Annotated in this window: 16 protein-coding genes; 13 read left to right on the top strand and 3 right to left on the bottom strand. The window is 74.6% G+C overall.

Features of this window, described 5'->3' with window-relative positions; translation table 11 throughout:
* Positions 1-103 precede the first annotated feature (103 nt).
* From BKA00_RS33885 to BKA00_RS33860, 6 genes are all read left to right on the top strand, one after another.
* Complete coding sequence (locus BKA00_RS33885; protein WP_230298884.1) at positions 104-721, top strand: ATP-binding protein; 618 nt, start codon at positions 104-106, stop codon at positions 719-721.
* 119 nt (positions 722-840) lie between these two features.
* Complete coding sequence (locus tag BKA00_RS33880; protein ID WP_089311207.1) at positions 841-1,194, top strand: STAS domain-containing protein; 354 nt, start codon at positions 841-843, stop codon at positions 1,192-1,194.
* A 204-nt stretch (positions 1,195-1,398) separates the two neighbouring features.
* Positions 1,399-2,655 carry a M16 family metallopeptidase gene (locus BKA00_RS33875; RefSeq protein WP_185032014.1) on the top strand — a complete coding sequence of 419 codons (1,257 nt, stop codon included), beginning with the start codon at positions 1,399-1,401 and terminating at the stop codon, positions 2,653-2,655.
* A complete protein-coding gene (locus BKA00_RS33870) occupies positions 2,652-4,016 on the top strand; it encodes a M16 family metallopeptidase (RefSeq protein ID WP_185032012.1) in 1,365 nt (454 codons plus the stop codon). Before BKA00_RS33875 ends, BKA00_RS33870 begins: the two co-directional genes overlap by 4 nt.
* A 755-nt stretch (positions 4,017-4,771) precedes the next feature.
* Positions 4,772-6,349 carry a sporulation protein gene (locus BKA00_RS33865; protein WP_185032010.1) on the top strand — a complete coding sequence of 526 codons (1,578 nt, stop codon included), beginning with the start codon at positions 4,772-4,774 and terminating at the stop codon, positions 6,347-6,349.
* Between the two features lie 307 nt (positions 6,350-6,656).
* On the top strand, positions 6,657-7,538 hold the full coding sequence (locus BKA00_RS33860; protein ID WP_185032008.1) for a hypothetical protein: 882 nt from the start codon (positions 6,657-6,659) through the stop codon (positions 7,536-7,538).
* Here the strand turns inward: BKA00_RS33860 and BKA00_RS33855 are convergent, their stop codons facing one another.
* From BKA00_RS33855 to BKA00_RS33845, 3 genes are all read right to left on the bottom strand, one after another.
* The gene (locus BKA00_RS33855; RefSeq protein WP_185032006.1) at positions 7,539-8,789 is read right to left on the bottom strand and encodes a hypothetical protein; all 1,251 of its coding nucleotides are present in this window, start codon (positions 8,787-8,789) and stop codon (positions 7,539-7,541) included.
* Positions 8,790-8,828: 39 nt separating this feature from the next.
* The gene (locus BKA00_RS33850; protein ID WP_230298883.1) at positions 8,829-9,701 is read right to left on the bottom strand and encodes a hypothetical protein; all 873 of its coding nucleotides are present in this window, start codon (positions 9,699-9,701) and stop codon (positions 8,829-8,831) included.
* An 84-nt stretch (positions 9,702-9,785) separates the two neighbouring features.
* Entirely contained in the window at positions 9,786-12,230 is a 2,445-nt protein-coding gene (locus BKA00_RS33845) for an ATP-binding SpoIIE family protein phosphatase (RefSeq protein WP_185032004.1), read from the bottom strand.
* Between the two features lie 201 nt (positions 12,231-12,431).
* On the opposite strand from BKA00_RS33845, the gene BKA00_RS33840 reads away from it, so the two are divergent.
* From BKA00_RS33840 to BKA00_RS33810, 7 genes are all read left to right on the top strand, one after another.
* Positions 12,432-13,154, top strand: coding sequence for a TetR/AcrR family transcriptional regulator (locus tag BKA00_RS33840; RefSeq protein ID WP_185032002.1), 723 nt, complete (start codon positions 12,432-12,434; stop codon positions 13,152-13,154).
* Between the two features lie 451 nt (positions 13,155-13,605).
* Positions 13,606-14,232, top strand: a complete 627-nt coding sequence (locus BKA00_RS33835; RefSeq protein WP_185032000.1) for a sigma-70 family RNA polymerase sigma factor — start codon at positions 13,606-13,608, stop codon at positions 14,230-14,232.
* Between the two features lie 152 nt (positions 14,233-14,384).
* Entirely contained in the window at positions 14,385-14,723 is a 339-nt protein-coding gene (locus tag BKA00_RS33830) for an SSI family serine proteinase inhibitor (RefSeq protein ID WP_185031998.1), read from the top strand.
* A 116-nt stretch (positions 14,724-14,839) separates the two neighbouring features.
* Positions 14,840-15,262, top strand: coding sequence for a CBS domain-containing protein (locus BKA00_RS33825; protein WP_179844153.1), 423 nt, complete (start codon positions 14,840-14,842; stop codon positions 15,260-15,262).
* 80 nt (positions 15,263-15,342) lie between these two features.
* Positions 15,343-16,161 (top strand): ANTAR domain-containing protein, encoded by an 819-nt coding sequence (locus tag BKA00_RS33820; RefSeq protein ID WP_230298882.1) that lies wholly within the window; start codon positions 15,343-15,345, stop codon positions 16,159-16,161.
* A gap of 113 nt (positions 16,162-16,274) precedes the next feature.
* The gene (locus BKA00_RS33815; protein WP_185031994.1) at positions 16,275-18,257 is read left to right on the top strand and encodes a SpoIIE family protein phosphatase; all 1,983 of its coding nucleotides are present in this window, start codon (positions 16,275-16,277) and stop codon (positions 18,255-18,257) included.
* A gap of 51 nt (positions 18,258-18,308) precedes the next feature.
* Positions 18,309-18,815: a DUF6328 family protein gene (locus BKA00_RS33810; RefSeq protein WP_185031992.1), complete on the top strand. Its 507-nt coding sequence runs from the start codon at positions 18,309-18,311 to the stop codon at positions 18,813-18,815.
* Positions 18,816-18,883: the final 68 nt, after the last annotated feature.

Genomic DNA, 18,883 nt, shown 5'->3' with positions numbered 1-18,883 from the left:
ACGTGCATTGGGCCTTGCATTCGCACGCTACGATGCGCAGGATAACGCACGAGACTTCCGAGCCACGGCTGCACAACGAGATCACTCTGCGGGGTCCGGTGGAATGACGTCACGCCACGCGCACGACGACACGCGGTGGGAGCTCGGCCCTCTCGCGGGGCCGGACGACCCACGGGCCCAGGCTGGGCGCTCGACGCCCGTCCCGGAGGCGTTCGACCTGCCTCCGCGCCTGGACAGGGCCGTCACGGCGCTGACCGAACTGCGGGGCTCCACGGTCTCGTTCATCGTCGAGCCCGATCCGGAATCGGTCACCGAGGCCCGGCACTTCGCGATCTCCAGGCTGGCCGAGTGGAGCATGGCCGAGCTCGCCGACGACGTCGGCCTCGTCGTCTCCGAGCTCGTCACGAACGCGCTGCGGCACAGCGGGAAGACGGCCGGCGGGCGGCCGGGCGACGACGTGCACCGCGAGGGCGTGTACGGCGACCCGGCCGACCCGCTCGGCTCCGCGCCGTCGGCCATCCGGCTGCGCCTCGGGCACGAGGGACCGTGGCTCCTGTGCGGGATCATGGACGCGAGCCGGACGGCGCCCCGCCGCAAGGAACCCGACTACATCGCCGAGACCGGACGCGGCCTGCACCTCGTCGAGTCGTTCAGCGTCCGGTGGGGGTGGCGTGCCCTCGCGCGCGGAAAGGTCGTCTGGGCGCTGTTCCGGTCCCCCTGACGGACACGACCAGAACAACGCGCGTAACGGCGCGCGACGGGGGTAACAATTGAGTTCCCCCGACGATGCCCTAGAACTTCTCCAGGGTTGGACGAGGCGAGGGGCAGAGAGGAGCACCGGTGGACTTCGCCGTCGAGCATCGCGTCGAGAAGGGCCTCACGGTCGTCAAGATCAGCGGTGAGATCGACGTCTTCACCAGCCCCCGCCTGCGCGAGGCCCTGCTCGAGATCATCGACAACGGCGGCGCGCACCTGGTCATCGACCTCGGCGAGGTGACCTTCCTGGACTCCACGGGCCTCGGCGTGCTCGTCGGGATCTACCACCGGCTGCGGGCGCGGGACGGATCGATGTCGTTCATGGGCGTCAACGACCGGGTGCGGCGGGTGTTCCACGTCACCCAGCTCACCAAGATCTTCGTTCTGCACCGGTCGCTGGAGGACGCGATCGCGGCCCACGAGTCCGCGGCGTCCTGAGGCTCGCGCCTCCCTGGTCCCCCGCCTCCCGCCCCGCCGCGCCCGCCCTCGCGCCTTTCCCCGGCGCGGGTTATCCACAGTTTCCGTCGGCGCTCCCCGCGCCGGGCGCACCCGGTACGGTGAGACCGAGATCAAGCCCGCCGCCTGGGAAGCCTCCCGACGCGCGCGGTGCTGTCCGGCCCATCGAACGGACGGGAGCGCTCCGTGGCAGAACAGCCGCTGCATGAGCACACGCTCGGCAATGGCCTGCGCGTGGTGGTCTGCGAAGACCACGTCGTACCACTGGCCGCCGTGAACATCTGGTACGGGGTGGGCTCGCGGCACGAGCGGGCCGGCCGCACCGGCCTCGCGCACCTCTTCGAGCACCTGATGTTCCAGGGCTCGGCGAACGTCGCCGAGGGCGAGCACGCCGCGCTGCTGGAGAGCGCCGGCGCCGCGTTCAACGCCAGCACGTCCTTCGAGCGCACCAACTACTACGAGACGGTGCCGGTCAGCCACCTGGAGCTCGCGCTCTGGCTGGAGGCCGACCGGATGGGCACGCTCCCCGCCGCGCTGACCCAGGCCAACCTCGACAACCAGCGCGACGTGGTGAAGAACGAGCGGCGCCAGCGCTACGACAACCAGCCCTACGGGACGGCCTTCGAGCGCCTGTGCGCGCTGACGTTCCCAGAGGGCCACCCCTACGCGCACACCCCGATCGGCTCCATGGAAGACCTGGACGCCACCACCCTCGACGACTGCACCGACTTCTTCGCCACCTGGTACGCGCCGGGCAACGCCGTCCTGTCCGTCGTGGGCGACGTCGACCCGGAGAAGACCCTGGAGGCGGTCGAGCGCTACTTCGGCGGCCTGCCGGCCGGCCCGGAGCAGCCCGCCGCGCGTCCCGGCGCGCTCGGGCCGCTGACCGGCGTCCGCGGCGAGACGCTCGACGAGGAGGTCCCCTCCCCCGCCTACTTCGCGATGTTCGCGCTCCCCACCGACGGCGGCGACGACATCGAGGCCGCCGAGCTCGCGGTCGAGATCCTCGGCGGCGGCTCCGGCTCCCGCCTCTACGACCGGATGGTGCGGCGCGACCAGATCGCCACCGAGGTGTGGGCCGGGGTCACCCGGCTCGCGTCCGGCCCGTCCCTGGCCATCGTGGACGCCGTCGGCCCGGACCCCGAGAAGATCGCGGCCGTGCTCGACGAGGAGCTCCAGAGGTTCGCCGCCCACGGCCCGGACGCCGACGAGACCGCCCGCGCCACCGCCCAGGCGGAGCGCGGCTTCCTTGAGCAGACCGAGACGGTGACGGGCCTGGCCAACGCGCTGTCCCAGAACGCGACGCAGTTCGACGACCCGGCCCGGGTCTTCACCGCCCCCGGCCGCGCCGCCGCGGTCACCGGGGACGCGATCCAGGAGATGGCGGGCCGCTGGCTGGCCCCGGGCGCCCGCACCGCCCTGACCTACGGAGGCACCTCGTGAGCAGCGGCCTTGCACTGCAGCCCCGTCCCGTCCCCGGTCCCGTCCCGGCCTGGGCGTTCCCGGCCGGCACCGCGGGCCGCGTCCCGGCCGGCCCCGCGACGCTGCGCTGCGACCTGCCCGGCCGGCGGCTCGCCGCCGTCCGCCTCGTCCTGCACGCGGGGGCGGGCCGCGAGCCGTCCAGCCTCGACGGCGTCGCGACGCTGGCCTCCCGCGCCCTGCTGGAGGGCACCGAGCCCGGCGGCGGCACCGCGCTGACCGCCGCGTTCGAGCGGCTCGGCGCCAGCCTCTACGCGCACGCCGACCTGACCGCCCTGCGCATCGCGCTGGACGTCCCGACCACGCGGCTCGGCGCGGCCCTGGACCTGTTCTCCTCGGTGGTGCGCCGCCCGGCCCTCGACGACGCCGACGTGCGGCGCCTCGTCCGCGAGCGCCTGGAGGAGATCGCCCAGGAGGACGCCGACCCCGGCACGCGCGCCATGCGCGAGCTGCGCGCCGTCCTCTTCCCCGGGCAGGCCCGCGCCTCCCGCCCGACGGGCGGCACCCCCGACTCGGTCGGCGCGCTGCAGGGCTCGCACGTCCGCGACTTCTACGGTTCCGTGGTCCCCGCCGAGGCGACCGCCGTGGTCGCGGGCGACCTGGCCGGGACCGACGCCGACGGCGCCCTCACCGCCGCCCTGGAAGGCTGGGCGGGCTCGGCCGCGCCGCTCCCGACCGCCGACCGGATCATGCCCGAGTCCGCCGCCCGCATCGTCGTGGTCGACCGCCCCGGCTCCGTGCAGACCTACCTCAGCTTCGGCCACGGCGTCCCCGACCGCTCCCACCACGACTGGCCGTCCCTGATGGTCGCGTCGCACGTCCTGGGCGGCGGTCTGACGTCCCGCCTCAACGCCGTCCTGCGCGAGGAGAAGGGCTACACCTACGGCATGCGCGCCGGCCTGCTGCGCATGCGGCACTGCGGCCTGTTCATCGCCCAGGGCGCCGTCCACACCGAGGTCACCGCCGACGCGGTCGCCGACGCCCTCACCGAACTGCGCGGCATCGTGTCCCGCGGCATCGACGCCGAGGAGCACGGCTCGTCCGTCCGCGCCCTGGCCGACCGTGCCCCCGCCGAGTACGAGACGGCCCGCGCCGTGGCCGCCGAGCTGGCCGACGTGTCCGCCAACGGCCTGGGCGCCGACTACCCGAGCGCCTACCTGGCCGCGGTCCGCGCCTCCACCCCCGACGGCGTGGCCCGCGCCTACCGCAAGCACATCGCCCCCGACGCCCTCACCGTCATCGCCGTAGGCGACGCCGCCCAGATCCGTGAACCCCTGGAAAAGCTCGCCTACGCCCCCGTGACCGTCACCCAGAAGGAGACCTGACCACCGCAGGCGCGCCGGGCGGGGAGTGACCACACGGTCACGGAGCCGGCCCCCGCCCGCCGCCACCGCGAAGGACCCCCAGGGGAGCGCGGCGGGCACGGCGTGACCCGCACGTTCCCAGGGTCCGCCCCGACACCACTCCATAGGAGACAGACTCCGGCAGGGCGCGCCGGGGACGGTGCAAGAGCCGCCAGGCGAGCGAAGTGGGCCGGGACTTTGAAAGACGGTCGTGGCGGCCGCGCCCGCGATGAGCACGGTGCGCCGGGGCGGGCAGGGCTTCGGACAGGACGCCGGCCAGGAACGGGCCGAGGCCGGCGCCGAAGACCATCGCGGACGAGGCGAGCAGCGCGGCAAGGCGGCGGGAGGGCCGGCGACGTCGGTGACGGCGGCCATTGAACGACGCGAGCGTCGGCCACGGGACCGACCGATTCGATGCTCACCGCGGCGTTCTCAACCGACCGCCGCACGCGCGAGGACGGCCGCAGGCCCCTGCGCCGACGGCAGCCGCCCCAGCGCCGGGCAAGTGCCAAGGGGCGGGCCCGCCCAGGACAAGGTTCGGCCGGACGACGTCGCCGGGGGTGGCTCGCGGCACCTATCGGCGGATGCGAGCACGTGGGTGGAAATCGGAGGATTGGTCCGGGCGGGGTGAACCGGTGGCATGGTGGAGGGGGTCTAAGTTTCTGGTGCGCGCGGCCGGTCCGCGCGGGCGGTGGGCGCGAGGCGTGTCGCCTCGCGGTGGGAGAGGGGAACGGCCTGTGTCCTACGGGCATATGGCGGGCGGTGGACCGTCCGTCGACACGATCCTTGCTGAGCCGAACTGCAAACCCGGCGGGGTCGTGGCGGGCAAGGTGCACCTGCGCGGCGGCGCCGGGCCCGCGGAGATCCGGCAGGTGACGCTCGCGCTGATGCCGCGCATGCAGAACCACGGCGGCGAGACCGCGGGGCCCGAGGTGTACCGGGGCGCTCTGACCCGCGGGTTCCGGTTGGACGCCGGAGGACAGCGCGACCTGGCGTTCTCCATCCCGCTGCCGTACGAGCTGCCGTTCACGACCGTCCTCGGCCACGAGCTCCCGGGCTTCACCATCGGGATGTGCACCGAGATCGACGTCGCGGGGCAGCCCGACCCGGGCGACATCGACCCGATCTCGGTGGAGCCGCTCGAGTCCCAGCAGTGGGTCCTCGCCTCGATCGCCCGGCTCGGCTTCCAGATCACGAACGTGACGTTCGAGTCGTCGAAGCTGCGCGGCGTGTCCCAGCAGCTGCCGTTCCACCAGGAGATCCACCTCAACCCGCCGCCGTCGCACCAGGGGCGGATCGAGAAGGTCGGGCTGAGCTTCGTCGCCAGCCCGCGCGCCATGGCCTTCGTCCTGCGCGCCGAGGACCGCGACACCCCGCGCGACGAGTCGTTCGGCGTGTTCACGGTGCCGCACGCCGAGGCCGCGGAGACCGACTGGAACGCCAAGATCAGTCAGTGGCTGGAGGCCGCGGCGGCGCTGCCGCGGTCGGCCCGGCCCGGCCCGGCGGCGCAGGGCGGCCCCCCGCCGCCTCCCGGGCGGGCGCCGCTGCCGCCGCCCGGCGGCCACCCGGGCTTCCCGCCACCGCCGCAGCCCGCGGCCGCCTACGGCGGGCCGGGCGAGTACGGGTCGCACGGCAACGCGCAGTTCCCGCCCCCCGCGCCGGCGCCCGGCAGGCAGCAGCCCGTGCCGATGGCCGACCAGGGTTACCCGCCGAATCCCTCCGGCATGCCCCCGGCGCCCGGGCACGGCTTCCCGCCGCCCCCGCAACCGCCGATACCCGGTCACGGGATGCCGTCGCACGGCGCCCCGCCCCATGCCGCGCCTCCACACGGGATGCCGTCGCACGGGGCACCCCCTCCGGCGCCGCCGGGGCCGGTGCCGTACGCGCCGGCCGCCCACGCCGGGCCGCCCCCGCCCGCGCCGCCGGGGCCCCCGCCGTACCCGCCGCACGGCCACCCGCCGCCGGCCCACGTCCACCACGGCCCGCCCGGCCACCACGGGCACCGCCACTTCGGCCACGGCGCCGCCGCGGCAGGGCTGGTGGGCGGCGTCGCGGCGGCGGGCGTCGTCGGCGGCGTGGCCATGGGCGCCATGGACGCGGCCGGGTACGCGCAGAACGTCGCGGGCTACGTCGGCGGCGCGCCCGTGGACGCCTTCGGCAACGCGCTCGCCGGGTACGCGGGCAACGTCGCCGGCAACGTGATCGCGGACGCGGCCGGCGGCATCGCCGGAGACATCGCGGGCGACGTGGCCGGCGAACTCGCGGGCGGCGCCGCCGAGATCCTCGGCGGCCTCCTGGGCGGCCTCTTCGGCTGACCCACCGCGCCCCCGGGAGCCCTGGTGTTCTCGGGGGGTGGCGAGTCGGGCTCGCGAGTGTCCGGGGGGCTTGGGCTCGTGTCCGCGTCACCGGGGTCCCGGGGGCGGTTCGGGTGGTGGGGCGGGGAGGCCGCAGGGCCCTGTTCAGCGGGGTTTCGGGTGGGTCTCGACAATGATCTCGGAGGGTATCCGGGGCGACGGCGGGTAAAGGAAACTAGGGCGTTTCAGACGGGATCCGCTGCGCACTCGGCCAACCCGGCCGGGGGTGGTTATCGTCGTGAGCGCAGCCCGCTTCCCGAGGAGTCACATGACCACCGTGATCCTGGTTCTGCTCTGCCTCGCGATCGCCGGACGCGAGCTCTACCTGGCGTCCGACAAACGGCTTCCGCAAGCCCAGGCGGAACTGCGCAACCTGCGCAAACAGCTCAACGAGCTCGCGCGGGACCACGACGTGCTCAAGCGGGTGGTGGACGAGGCGACCGAGCCGGTCGGCATTCCCATCCCGCCGCCGCAGCCCGAGGGGCCGCCGTCCGACGTCGCGGAGAGGCTGGAGACCGTCACCGGGCGGGTCGAGCGGCTGGAGAAGCAGTTCGGCGACCTGTCGGACGAGCTGGGAGGCCTCGACCTCGACCGCGACGCCCAGCACGCGCTGGCGCGGACGCTCGACGCGGTGGAGCAGGACGTCCAGGAACTGCACCGCGAGATGCTCGACCGGCTCGACCGGGAGGAGGGCGTGGTCACCGGGGCGCTGCTGAGCGAGGAGGGGGAGAGCGAGGCGCTGCTCGCGGAGGCCTACGAGCAGTGCGCCGCCGAGTGCGGGCTGCGCGTCCGGCTCCGCGACCAGCGCTCGGAGCAGGCCACCGGCACCTACTGGGGCACGGTGTACCAGATGTCCGGGCGGCGCCCCGACGTCCTCGCCGAAGACCTGTTCTCCTTTGTGCGCGGCCTCTACGACCCGAAGGACGCGGCCGCGGTGACCGTGCTGCTCTCCGAGCTGGCGTCGCTGCGGGGCGGCGGCGTCGCGCGGTTCGGGCCGTTCGTCGCGGTCAGCACGCAGAGCGCGGTGCTGTGCGGCGTGCTGCCGGACGAGGAAGCGCCGCCGACCGAGCCGTGGCGGCTCGTCGAGCACATCCGCGAGCTGCCCGCCGACCGGCAGCGCGACCTCACCTGGCTGCGTTCCGACGACTGATCAGGGGCGGACGAAGCGGGGGGCTCCGTCCGTGCGGTCCACCCTGAACGCCAGCAGGCACCTCGGGACGCGGGCCGCGTCGATCTGGAGGCACAGGCCGAGCCCGAGGTCCGGGTCGACGACCACGACGCGCCGCAGGGCCCGCAGCGCGCGGCGCGCCCGGACGCGCGTCTCCGGACGGCCCGCCTCGCGCACCGTGCCGGCGACCACCCGGCCCGCGTAGCGCCAGAGCGCCACCGAGTCCAGCACGCGCACGCCCGCCGACGTCAGGTTCGCGACGATCACGACGCCGCTGTCGTCGTCCTCGGAGGCGGACGGGGCCTGCAGGGCCCCCTCCCCCGGCAGGTCGCGCGGCGCCCGCGGCCCGCCGACCGCCCGGTGGTAGCGCAGCGGGTCGAGCGTGTCGATGACGAAGGCCCCCGCGTACGGCCGGGATGCGCGCGGCGGGCGTGCCAGCCCGTGGGTCCGCGCCCGCGCCGCCCGCGCGCCGAGGCGGGCGCTGAGGTCGAGGACGATCCCCGCGTCGTCCAGCCACGCCGGCACTCCGAGCTTGACCGCGGACGTCCGGTCGAGGGGGTCCATGGTCTGCCACAGCTCGTCGGTCCGGCGGGACAGCGTCGAGGCCATGCCCAGACCGGGGAACGCGCTCTCCAGCACGGCCAGGGTCGCCTGCCATGTGGTGCTGCCCACGAACTCCGCCACGAACGCGTCCGCCATCGCCCTGCGCCGCTCGGGGTCGGCCATGGGGCCGGGCCGCTGCGGAGGCGCCCACTCCTGGACCGGGATGTCCGGCGCGGTCACCGAGGGCGGCTCGGCGGCCAGCCCCTTCCCCGGCAGGAACGGCTCGTCGTCACTTCGCGCGTGCCGCCCCGTGGGCGCGGTCTCCGCGGGCGTCCAGGGCTCGCCTGGCGACGTCTCGCCCAGGCCGAACCCGGAGGGGGCGTCGCGCACCGCCCAGAGCGGCTCCTCCTGCGACACCGGTGTCTCCACGGGCGGAGCCGGGGGCGGCACCGGGGCGTGGGGGGTCCAGGGTTCCTCGGGTTCCGGCGGGGGCTGGACGGGGACCCAGTCGGACGGCTGCTCCTCCGGCGCGGGGGCCGGTTCCTGGACAGGGTCCGGGGCGTTGCCCTTGCCCGCCACGTGGACGTCCTCGGGGTAGGGGCCTGGGCGCGGGCTGGTCTCGGGTCCGGCCTCCTCGGGTCCGGGGTCTTCGGGCTGCGGGGTGCGACGGTCACGCGGGCCGAATCTCACGATGTCGATCCTGCGCTGAGATCACAGCCGTAGGCAAGCTCATCCGGGCCCGAAGAGCGTGGCGCACAGGGACCGGAGGCGGTCGGGGCCGTCCTCCACGGGCAGCACGGTGAGGACCGGGTCCGGGGACGGGTCGTGGCGCAGCCGCACGGGGACCTCGCGCCGCATCGGCTCGTCGGCGCCCTGAGCGGCGGCGATGTCGCGGAGGCCGACGGAGACCACCTCGGGGATCTCGACGACGAGGGGCTGCTCGCCGGCGGGCAGCTCGTCCAGCCAGAGGTCCAGGACGTGGTGGGCGAGACCGTTCAGCAGGCGCCCCCAGGGCTCGACGAGGCCCGGCGGGACGTGCTCGGTCTGCAGTTCGGGGAGGCCGAACCTGGCGAGTCCCCTGGTGGTGATGTAGGAGCCGTCCCGGCCGGTGGTGTGCGGCAGGAGGATCCAGTCGGTGAGCCGGACGGCGCCGCCGGGCCCGGGGAGGGAGCGGAAGAGCCGGTCGTGCGCGAGGACCTGCGGGGTGAAGACGTCGACCACCGGGGCGGACGTGGCCGCGCCGACGGCGCCCGCGACGGCGCGCGCCGCCCACTCGTGGGCGGGCGGCCGCCCTGGCCGGTACGCGGCGCGGACGGCGAGGACGTGCGCCGCGGCGGCGACCGCCTCCACCTCGGACGGGGGGCCGCCGTACACGGCGAGCAGGTCGGCGGGCAGCGGCGGGAAGCCCTCCGCCGGGCGCTGGTCGAGGGTGAGCATGGGGCTGCCGAGCATGCCGAGGACGAGGTCGCGCAGCGGCGGCGCGGTGCGCCGCAGCAGCTGCTCGCGGGCGAGGGCGGCCGGGTCGCGGATCGGCTCGGCGAGCGCCACGGCGTAGGTGCCGTAGAGCGTCTCGGGGACCGGCAGTGTCAGCTTCTCACCCAACTCATCTCCCGCGGCCTCGTCGAACGGCGACACTTCGATCAGAACGAAGCGGGCGTTGGAAAGTATCTGGCGCGAACGGGACAGTTACCTCACACCGTCGCGAGCCGCGCCCGCGACGGCGGCGTCAGCGCCGGGGACCCGCTGCTCGAACCAGACGACCTTGCCGCCCTCGGTGCGGTGGGTGCCCCAGCGGGCGGCCAGGTGGCCGACGAGCTGGAGGCCGCGGCCCGACTCGTCGGTGGCCTCGGCGTGCCGCAGGTGTGGCATGTCGGCGCCGTCGTCGTGCACCTCGCAGAGCAGCGTGCGCCCCCTGATCAGGCGGAGGCCCACGGATCCGGCGCCGTGCACGAGGGCGTTGGTGACGAGCTCGCTGACGAGCAGCCGCGCGGTGTCGGCGAGGCAGGGCAGGCCCCAGTCGGCGAGCCGGGCGCCGACCTGCGCGCGGATCCACGGGACGCTGGCGGGCACGGCTTCGAGCTGCCAGGTGACGACGTCGTCGAGGGGGATGCCGTCGAAGCCGACCGCGACGATGGCGATGTCGTCGGCGGGGGTGGGCCCGGCGAGCCGGTCGAGCAGGTCGTCGCAGGTGCCGTCGAGGTCGGCGGACGTCTCGGCGAGGCGGGCGCGCAGCTCCTCCAGGCCGGTGTCGAGGTCGCGGTCGCGGCGTTCCAGGAGCCCGTCGGTGCACAGCACGAGCCGGGACCCGTCCTCGACCTTGAACCCCACCGTCTCGAACGGCTCGCCGCCGACTCCGATGGGCACGCCCGGCGGGACGGGCAGCACGCGGCTCTCCCCGTCTGCCGTGACGAGGACGGGCGGGACGTGCCCGGCGCTGGCGACCGTGCAGCGCCGCTCGACCGGGTCGTAGACGGCGAACAGGCAGGTGGCGAGGTAGTCCTCGCCGAGCCGGCGGGCGAGGCCGTCGAGCTGGCGCAGCAGCCGGTCGGGCCGCATGTCCTCGGCGGCCAGGGTGCGGACGGCGGTGCGCAGCTGGCCCATGATCGCGGCGGAGGTGAGGCCGTGCCCCATGACGTCGCCGACGACGATGCCGAGCCGGCAGCCGGGCAGCGGGATGGCGTCGAACCAGTCGCCGCCGACCTGGGCGGCCTGCTCGGCGGGCCGGTAGCGGTAGCGGACGCGGGCCCCGGCGACGTCCGGCGGGTCGTCGGGGAGCATGCTGCGCTGCAGCTCCTCGGCGACCTGGACCTCGCGCCGGTAGAGCCGCCCGTTGTCGACGCAGAGCGCGGTACGCCGGGCCAGCTCGTCGACCATGGCGAGGTCGAGCTCGTCGAACCCGTACCGGTCGGGCTTGCGCAGCAGCATGAACGTGCCGAGCACCCGGCCCCGCGCGATCAGCGGGGCGACGAGCAGCGCCCGGCCGGTGAACAGAGGGCGTAGGTCCCGGGCCCCGAACGCGGCGGCGAGCCGGGCGGCCCTCGCCTCGTCGACGCGGGGGATGTGCACGGGCCGCCCGGTCCGCATGGCGTGGACGGACGGGGTGCAGGACGGCACCGACAGCGGCTCGTCCTCGGGGACGGCCTCGTCCCAGCGTCCGGGCTCGTCGTTGTGGGCGACGGCGACCCGGCGCATCGGCGTGGTCTCGTCGACCTCGCCGGCGGGCGGCGCGGAGTCGGCGACGACGCTTTCGAGCAGGTCGACGGCGGCGAGGTCGGCGAGCCGCGGCACGAGGACCTCGGCGAGCGTGCGGGCGGCCTGCAGGTGGTCGAGCGAGCTGCCGATCTGCTCGCCGGCCGCGCCGAGGTAGGCGAGAGGCTCCAGCGCGTGGGAGAGGTTCCGGCGGGCGCGCGGCGGCCGGGGCGCCGGGGCGCGCGTCAGCGGCCGGGGCAGCGGGACGGTGGGCGCGGGGGGCGGGACGGCCTCGGTGTGCGGGACGATGGGCAGCCGGATGGTCAGCCCCAGCGACACCGCCGGGCAGCCGAGGCCGAGGACCTGCGAGGCGATCCTCCCGAACGCCGGGGGGTCGAGCGCGGGCAGCAGTTCGGCGAGGCGGTCGGCGAACGGGCCCGCGAACGGGTCGGGCCCGTCCGGTGAGGGGCCCGCGAGCGTGGGCTCGACCCGCAGCAGCCGGACGGCGGCCGGGCGGAGCGCGGCGGCGCCGGCCGGGCCGGGCCCGGCGGGCGGGGCGAGCAGGAGGTCGCCGACGGTGATGCCGATCCCGTCGCGGCGGAGCCTGCGCAGGTCGGCGGCCAGCGCCAGCACCCTGACCCCGTGGTCGCCCGGGGCTCCGTCGATCGGGTAGATCCACCAGCCGATCTCGGCGGGCTCCCCGTTGTCGGCCCGCCGCAGGGTGCAGGCGCCGCACCAGACGTGCCCGAAGGCCTCCGGCTCGAAGGCGCCGCGGTGCTCCCTCGGGAGCCGGAGGACGTCGCCGGGCGGGCGGCCCAGGGCCTGCGGGCGCGCGGTGCCGAACAGGTCGGCGGCGGTGTCGTCCCAGTGGCTGATGCGGCCGCGGTCGTTCACCGTGACGGCCGTCATCCTCGTGACGCCCAGCAGATCCGCGATCACCATGCGGTCCCCCTCCCCCGAGTGGAACGACGCGCGACAGCCGTTGCGGCAACTCACGGTGAAAGTGAAGCTACATGCTGTGAGGGCGGTTCGCTCGGGATCCGCCGAATATCACCGGGTGAGCACCCACTCATCGTCTCCGGCCCGTGCTAACGTCCAGCGGGGAAGCGAGGTGCGGACGGTTTGGCGACACGGACGGAACCCATGCGGGACCGGATCCTGGCCGCGGCGGTCACGGTGATCCAGGCGCGCGGCATCGTCGCCGCGACGACCAAGGAGATAGCGCGCACCGCGGGCGTGTCCGAGGGCAGCCTCTACAACCACTTCGCGAACAAGACCGCGCTGTTCGCCGCGGCCCTCGCCGAGGTGACCGGGACCGCGCGCACCGCGATGGTGGAGCTTCTCGGCTCGGCCGGGCTGCACACGGTGGAGGAGAACCTCACCCGCCTGGCGACGGAGATGGTCCGCTTCTATGGCGAACTGCTGCCGATGACCGGGCCCGTCCTGGCCGACCCGGAGCTGATCGAGTGGCTGCGCGGCGACGGCCCCGGCAAGGCTCAGAACGATGTCGCCGCCAGGTCGCGCGCCCGGACCTCGGGCGGCCGCACCGGCGAGCCGCCCGCTCCGGGGGCGCCCGGCGGCCCTCCGGCGGGCCCGCCCGGCGGCCCGACGGCGGGCCCGGTGACGGGGCACGCCGCCCTGATCGGGTATCTGGAGGCGGAGCGGAAGGCCGGCCGCCTGCTGGACGGCGCACCCCTGCCGTTCATCGCCGCCGCCCTCCTGGGCGGCTGCCAGCAGCACGCCTTCCTGACCCGTCTCGCGGGCGCGGAGGCCGTGGCGGCGGGCGCCCGGCTCCCGGCCGCGCCGGCGGAGTTCGCGGCCCGGCTGGTGCGGGCCGTCCTCGCGGGCCACCTCGCCACGCCCTGACCGGAAGCGGGCGAGGGCGAGCACGCGTCTGATCATCCGCCCCCCTGCTCCCGGGCCCCGCCACGCGGCTCCGGGAGAATCGGGCTCTATACCGGCTGATCAGTACCGCTTTGACCAACAAACGACTCGGTGTGATGGAGGCCACGTAGATCCTGGCAACCTTTTGGCCCGTTCCATGCGTCTTACAGTGCAGGAAGACCCACCGGCGGATGGAAGCGCTCGATCGGGCAGGCCCGCGACGTCCCGGCTACGGGGTCGCTCTGGCACAGCCGAAGCGCGCCGAACCCTCGGTCCACGCCCCATGCGAGACCGAGGCCACACCGAACCCGCCGGGAACGGTGGCACGTACCACTTGACGGGGGGCGGTTCATCCGCCCGGCCCGCGCGTGCCCCCGACCACGCGCCAGGCAACCGTCCCCTCTCACCAGGGGCACAACCACGGGGAGCGACGATGACCGCTGTCACCACGCCCGTCCATCGCAACGCCAAGGGCGACAACGGCCGCAACGCCGACCGCACCGCGACGTCCGAGAAGGCGCGCCGCTACGAGCGCGACGTCCTGCCCCTCGCGGACCCGCTCTACATCAGCGCCGTGCGCATGACCCGCAACAGCGCCGACGCCGAGGACCTCGTCCAGGAGACGCTGGCCAAGGCCTACGTGAACTTCCACCAGTTCCAGGAAGGCACGAACCTCAAGGCGTGGCTGCACCGCATCCTCACCAACAACTTCATCAACACCTACCGCAAGAAGCAGCGCGAGCCCCAGCGCGCCGGCTCGGAGGAGCTGGAGGAGTGGCAGATCGCGCAGGCCGAGGCGCACGCGTCCGGCTTCCGCTCCGCCGAGTCCGAGGCCCTCGACCGCATCCCCGACTCCCAGGTGGTCGCCGCCCTGCGCGCCCTCCCCAAGGACTTCCGGGACGCCGTCTACCTCGCCGACGTCGAGGGCTACCCCTACAAGGAGATCGCCGACATGATGGGCACCCCCATCGGCACCGTCATGTCCCGCCTCCACCGAGGCCGCAAGCAGCTCCGCGACTCCCTGTCGGACCACCGCGCCGCCCACACGCTCGCCGCCTAGTCAGTAAACGTTGACCCCGTCGCTGCATTTCAGCGGCGGGGTTGTTCGTTCTCCTGCACGATCTGTTATTGGTCGGATACTTTGAGCGACATCCCTCGGAAACTCGGGAGTCGTGTATGCCGAACCTTCTCAGTGCGGTTGTCGTGGGGGCGGTGGTCGCTTTGATGCCCGCCGCGCCTCCCGGGGCGGAGACGTCGCTGCGGCTCTCCGTCACACATCCGGGCGGCGGTACGTCCGGGAGCCGGACGGTCACGCTGCGTTGCGGTCCGCCGGGGGGCGAGCACCCCGAGGCGGCGCGGGCCTGCCTGGAGCTGGAGGGGTCGGGCGGCCGGTTCGAGCACCGGCCCGACGGCCGGATGTGCACCGCCGTCCACGCGCCCGTGGTGGCCCGCGCCGAAGGGCGCTGGAAGGGGCGGCCCGCCCGCTTCCAGGCCGAATACGGAAACGACTGCGTGATGCTCTCGCGCACCGGAACCGTGTTCGCGTTCTGACCCGGCGCAGGTCGGCGGCCGATTCACAAACCGTCCGAATAGGGCCGCCGACCGTGGGTAGGGCGCGCACACACGGGCCACGCGAGGCGTCGGCTATTCGGGAGGATGTGCGCGCTATGTCATCGAGGGTCAGCGACGTGATGACGGCGGCGCCCCAGTCGTTGCCGCTCGACGCCACGCTCTACGAGGCGGCTCGCATCATGCGGGACGAGGGCATCGGCGACGTGCTGGTCACCTACGCGGGACGCCTGTGCGGCCTCGTGACCGACCGCGACATCGTGATCCGCGCGGTGGCCGAGAGCCGCGACACCTCGCTCACCCCGCTCGGCGACGTGTGCACGGCGGAGCTGACCACCGTCCACCCCGAGGACGACACCGACACGGTGGCGCGGCTGATGAGCGAGCACGCCGTCCGGCGCCTGCCGGTCGTGGACGCCGAGCACCACCCCGTCGGGATCGTGTGCATCGGCGACCTGGCCCTGGCGAACGGCGACTCCGGCCCGCTGCCGGAGATCAGCAAGGCGCCGCCGAACAACTAGGACCCCTCATGAGGCACCAGGGCCGCCCGGCCGAGCAAGGCCCGCCTGCGCATCCCCTGGGGCAGGCTACTCTCGGAAAGGTGACGCCCACCGAAACGGTCCTGACGGACCAGCTCGCGCTGGAGATCGCCCGGCTGGGCATGGTCGGGGAGTCGTCCGACGTGGGCACCCTGCACCGGGTGACCGAGCTCGCGGCTCGCGCCGTGCCCGGATGCGCGGGCGCCGCGACCGTGCGCTGGGCGCTGCCGAGCACGTACGGCGGCGCGGGCTCCACGGTCGTCATCCCCGAGCGGTCGAGCGGCATGCCGGACATGCCCCTGCGGGACGGGCGCGGCGCCGCCGCGGAGGAGAACCGGCCCGAACCGCTGGCCGCCGCGGCCAGCCATCCCGACCTCGCCGAGGTGACCGACCGGCAGCTGTCCCGCGGGCACGGGCCGCTATTCGACGTGGTGGCCGACCGCCGGGCGCGGACCTCCGACGACATCCTCGCCGAGACCCGCTGGCCCGAGGCCATGTCGGACATGCTGCGCCGCGGGGTGCGCTGCTTCACCACGAGCCCGCACCTGAACCCCCCGGTCCTCGTCACGCTCACCCTGTACGGGGTGACGCCGAAGTCGCTCGGCTCCGAGCGGCACGCGATCGCGTCGCTGCTGGTCGCGCAGGGCACCGCGGCCTTCTCGAACAGCCGGCAGTACGACGACGTGCACCGCACGGCCGTCCAGCTCCAGGCCGCCGTCGAGGCGCGTGCGGTGGTCGATCAGGCCAAGGGAATTCTCATGCACGCGCTCGGTTGCGATGCCGACGAGGCATTCGCCGAGATGCGTCGCATCTCACAGACGCGCCACGTGAAGCTCACCGCGCTCGCCCAGCGTATCGTCGGTCATCAGGGCCTGCCCTAGGTGCGGGCGGGGAGCATAGGCTGCGTGAAGCGGCCCCGTAGAACGGTGTCCGGCCCGGGACGGGCGGGAGCCGCCCTGGTTCCACCGTGGTGACGCGGACGAAAGGAGACCAGATGCACGATCGGCCTGACCAGCTCGAGCCCGAGTCCCTCCTACGGGAGATCTCGGATCTCGAAGGACGCATCGGCGAGCTGCGCCAGGCCGCCGGCGTGCCCGAGCCCGACCTGCGCGCCACGCTCGACGCGGCGCTGGTCGAGCTCGAGCTGGCGCTGACCGTGCTGCGCACGATGGGCGGCGAGCAGTCCGGCGAGGCGGGCGGGTCCGCCGCCGCCGAGAACGAGCGGCGCGTGCTGCGCACCGTCTTCCAGGACGCCCCCGTGCCGCTGTTCCTGCTCGACCGGACGACGAACGTCCGCCGCGTCAACCGGCAGGCGGCCACGCTGCTCGGCACGTCGGCGGGATACGTGTCGGGCAAGCAGTTCACGGCCTTCTGCGACATGGCGACCCGGGCGGCGGTCCGGTCGCAGCTGGCGGCGGCGATCCGGACGGGGCAGCGGCGCCGCGTCAACGTGCGGTTCCTCGGCCGCGACCATCCGATCGACGCCGTGCTGACGGTGGCGCGCGTGTGGATCCGCGGCGAGCCCGACCCGATGGTCGTGGTGGCCGCCGGGCCGACGACCACTCCCGCCGACGACGGCGGGCCCGCGGCGTCCAGGGCCCCGGCGGCGGGCGCCGCCCGGGTGCGGGCCGCCGACGGCGGGCAGGGCGACGACGAGGCCGTGGCCACGATCGTGCACCGGATGGACGTCCTCGCCACCGCCAGCGAGCTGCTGCTGGACGAGCCGGTCTTCAACGAGACCGTGGCCGTCCGGCGCTGCGCCCGGCTGCTGGCCGCCGAGCTGGCGGACTGGGCGTTCATCGACCTGACCGGCCCCGGGGCCGGCGCGCCGGGCGGCGCGCCGGCCGGCGCGACCAGGGCGGGCGCCGCACCCGCGCTGCGCCGCCAGGTCGTGATGGGCCCCGAGGACGAGCGGTCCGTCGAGGCCGCGAGGATGCTCGAAGAGGTGGACCCCGCCGAGGACACGCTCCCCCACGACGTGTTCGTCACCCGGCAGAGCGCGCTGCGCCCGCACGTGGAGGACCTCGACGTGCTCGGCATGTGCCCGGACGGGCTGCCGGTCTGCGGCAAGATCGGCGTGACGTCGGTGCTGAGCGTCCCCATCGAGGACGGCGACCGCGCCATCGGCACGATCACGCTGGCGGCCAGCGGCGAGTACGGCCCGTTCGACCTCATGGACCTCGGGGTCGTGCAGCGGCTCGGCCGCTACCTGGCCCTGGTGATCCGCGCCGCGCGGCTCTACCGGCGCCGCGCCGAGGTGGCGGACACGCTGCAGGCCGGGCTGCTGCCGAAGACGCTCCCGTCCATCCCGGGGGTGAGCGTGGCCGCCCGGTACCTGACGTCCACGCACGGCTCGGAGGTGGGCGGCGACTTCTACGACGTGTTCCGCACGGAGAACGGGTGGGGGCTCGTCCTCGGCGACGTGTGCGGCAAGGGCGAGGACGCGGCGGCCGTGACGTCGACCGCCCGGCACTGCGTCCGGCTCGCGTCGCGGTGGAAGGCCCGTCCCGGCGACGTGCTCGCGACCGTGAACGAGGCCCTGCTGGACGAGGACCGGTTCGTCACCGCCGTGATGGCGAGCCTGACGCTGGAGACCGAGCGGATCACCGTGTCGCTCGGCACCGCGGGCCATCCCCCGGCGATCGTCGTCCGCGCCGACGGGGTGATCAGGTCGGCGTCGCGCGGCGGCGTCCCGCTCGGCCTGTTCGAGGACTTCGAGGCCGGGCTCGACACGATCGACCTGTCCGTCGGAGACACGCTGATCCTGCATTCGGACGGGGTCCTGGAGGCGTGCGACATGACGCGGCAGGAGTTCGGCCAGGAGCGGCTGCTGGAGGCGCTCGCCGGGCACGCCGGAAAGCCGCCGGAGGAGATGCTCGCCGGGGTGGAGCGGGCGCTGCTCGACTACTGCGACGGCGACCTGCGCGACGACGTGTCCATGCTGGCGCTGCGGGTGGAGCCGCCGACGCTCGGCTAGAACGTTTCAGCCGCGCGACTGACGGGCGTTTTGCCGGGGTAAACGCCATCCATGAGCGTCGACCCCTCGCGCAGATTCCGCAACGAGACCGAGCACGAGCGGCTGGACCGGCAGCTGATGGAACTCCTCCAGGGCTTCCGCGTCGCGACCACCGGCGTGCAGGTGCTGTTCGCGTTCCTGCTGACCGTCCCGTTCTCGGCGCGTTTCGACACGAAGGTCGGCGACACGGGCCGGGCGCTGTTCTACGTCTCGCTGTTCGGGGCGGGGCTCGCGTCCGTCTGCTTCATCGCCCCCGTGATCCAGCACCGGATCCTGTTCCGGCTCGGGCAGAAGGCGCTGCTGATCCGGCGCGCGAACCGGTTCGGGATCGCCGGCGCCTTCGCGCTGGGCGTCTCGATGACGGCCGCGACCACGCTGGTCGTCCAGGCGCTGTCGGAGAAGGCGGCCGCCACCTTCGCCACGGTCGTGGTCGCGGTGCTCCTGTGCGGGTGGGCGTGGTTCGTCCAGCCGTACCTGACGAGGCGGCGAGCGGAGGCCCGCTCGGCGAAGGACGCCTGACCCGGGCCGTGGCGGACCGGCACTCCCCCTTGACGCCGCAGGGCGGGTCCGTCCACGACGGGCCCGCC

Source organism: Actinomadura coerulea (genome assembly GCF_014208105.1).
GTDB lineage: Bacteria > Actinomycetota > Actinomycetes > Streptosporangiales > Streptosporangiaceae > Spirillospora > Spirillospora coerulea.
This window is presented reverse-complemented; position numbering and strand designations above follow the sequence as displayed.

What these genes read in the sequence shown, in the direction of transcription:
- BKA00_RS33885 (WP_230298884.1), top strand. Translation starts at nt 104, where the DNA reads ATGACGTCACGCCACGCGCACGACGACACGCGGTGGGAGCTCGGCCCT.
- BKA00_RS33860 (WP_185032008.1), top strand. Translation starts at nt 6,657, where the DNA reads ATGACCACCGTGATCCTGGTTCTGCTCTGCCTCGCGATCGCCGGACGC.
- BKA00_RS33845 (WP_185032004.1), bottom strand. Translation starts at nt 12,230, where the DNA reads ATGGTGATCGCGGATCTGCTGGGCGTCACGAGGATGACGGCCGTCACG.
- BKA00_RS33840 (WP_185032002.1), top strand. Translation starts at nt 12,432, where the DNA reads ATGCGGGACCGGATCCTGGCCGCGGCGGTCACGGTGATCCAGGCGCGC.
- BKA00_RS33835 (WP_185032000.1), top strand. Translation starts at nt 13,606, where the DNA reads ATGACCGCTGTCACCACGCCCGTCCATCGCAACGCCAAGGGCGACAAC.
- BKA00_RS33825 (WP_179844153.1), top strand. Translation starts at nt 14,840, where the DNA reads ATGTCATCGAGGGTCAGCGACGTGATGACGGCGGCGCCCCAGTCGTTG.
- BKA00_RS33815 (WP_185031994.1), top strand. Translation starts at nt 16,275, where the DNA reads ATGCACGATCGGCCTGACCAGCTCGAGCCCGAGTCCCTCCTACGGGAG.
- BKA00_RS33810 (WP_185031992.1), top strand. Translation starts at nt 18,309, where the DNA reads ATGAGCGTCGACCCCTCGCGCAGATTCCGCAACGAGACCGAGCACGAG.